Here is a 1,016-nt window from a genome sequence, read left to right as displayed (position 1 = left end):
GCCAGGATCAAACTCTCCAATAAAGTTAGTTTGTCTAGCATCATAAAAATAAAAATTGACGTTGCACATTGTTTGTTTCGTTCAGTTTTCAAAGAACTTTTTGGTGGAGCCTAGCGGGATCGAACCGCTGACCTCCTGCGTGCAAGGCAGGCGCTCTCCCAGCTGAGCTAAGGCCCCAAAATAAATATCGGGAAGACAGGATTTGAACCTGCGACCCCCTGGTCCCAAACCAGGTGCTCTACCAAGCTGAGCCACTTCCCGAAKRAAARCGCGCCCGAGAGGACTCGAACCCCTAACCTTTTGATCCGTAGTCAAACGCTCTATCCAATTGAGCTACGGGCGCGGCGCATATGGTGCCGAGGGCGGGGGTCGAACCCGCACGGTGGTCACCCACCGCAGGATTTTAAGTCCTGTGCGTCTGCCTGTTCCGCCACCCCGGCATRTCATATTGWAAATTGGAGCGGAAGACGGGATTCGAACCCGCGACCCCAACCTTGGCAAGGTTGTATTCTACCACTGAACTACTTCCGCTCGGTATTTAATTGAATTCGCTTATAAAGTGCGGGTGAAGGGAGTCGAACCCCCACGCCAAAGGCGCCAGATCCTAAGTCTGGTGCGTCTGCCAATTCCGCCACACCCGCGAAATATAAATGGTGAGCCATGAAGGATTCGAACCTTCGACCCTCTGATTAAAAGTCAGATGCTCTACCAACTGAGCTAATGGCTCTTAATGGCTGGGCTAGCTGGATTCGAACCAGCGCATGACGGAGTCAAAGTCCGTTGCCTTACCGCTTGGCTATAGCCCAATAATTAAGAAATGGTGGAGGGGGGCAGATTCGAACTGCCGAACCCGAAGGAGCGGATTTACAGTCCGCCGCGTTTAGCCACTTCGCTACCCCTCCGACAAATAATGGTGGAGGATGACGGGATCGAACCGCCGACCCCCTGCTTGTAAGGCAGGTGCTCTCCCAGCTGAGCTAATCCTCCATTTTGCCTGGCAACGTCCTACTCTCACA

At 52.9% G+C, this 1,016-nt stretch carries 10 tRNA genes; all 10 read right to left on the bottom strand.

Going from position 1 to position 1,016, the window contains the following annotated elements:
- Positions 1 to 101: 101 nt before the first annotated feature.
- The 10 genes from AZF08_RS24885 to AZF08_RS24840 all read right to left on the bottom strand — a co-directional run bounded on the left by AZF08_RS24885 (position 102) and on the right by AZF08_RS24840 (position 987).
- Positions 102 to 177: transfer RNA gene (locus tag AZF08_RS24885), tRNA-Ala, on the bottom strand.
- 10 nt (positions 178 to 187) lie between these two features.
- A tRNA-Pro gene (locus AZF08_RS24880) sits at positions 188 to 261 on the bottom strand.
- An 8-nt stretch (positions 262 to 269) separates the two neighbouring features.
- A tRNA-Arg gene (locus AZF08_RS24875) sits at positions 270 to 343 on the bottom strand.
- An 8-nt stretch (positions 344 to 351) separates the two neighbouring features.
- A tRNA-Leu gene (locus AZF08_RS24870) sits at positions 352 to 440 on the bottom strand.
- Between the two features lie 16 nt (positions 441 to 456).
- Positions 457 to 531, bottom strand: a tRNA-Gly gene (locus tag AZF08_RS24865).
- A gap of 29 nt (positions 532 to 560) precedes the next feature.
- A tRNA-Leu gene (locus AZF08_RS24860) sits at positions 561 to 641 on the bottom strand.
- 10 nt (positions 642 to 651) lie between these two features.
- A tRNA-Lys gene (locus AZF08_RS24855) sits at positions 652 to 727 on the bottom strand.
- Positions 728 to 731: 4 nt separating this feature from the next.
- Positions 732 to 806, bottom strand: a tRNA-Gln gene (locus AZF08_RS24850).
- A gap of 12 nt (positions 807 to 818) precedes the next feature.
- A tRNA-Tyr gene (locus tag AZF08_RS24845) sits at positions 819 to 902 on the bottom strand.
- Positions 903 to 911: 9 nt separating this feature from the next.
- Positions 912 to 987 (bottom strand) — tRNA-Val (locus tag AZF08_RS24840).
- Positions 988 to 1,016 lie beyond the last annotated feature (29 nt).

Origin of the sequence: Bacillus gaemokensis (assembly GCF_001590835.1) — a bacterium.
Taxonomy (GTDB): Bacteria; Bacillota; Bacilli; order Bacillales; family Bacillaceae_G; genus Bacillus_A; species Bacillus_A gaemokensis.
Note: the sequence above shows the minus strand (reverse complement) of the source record. Positions and strands in the feature narration are given on the sequence as shown.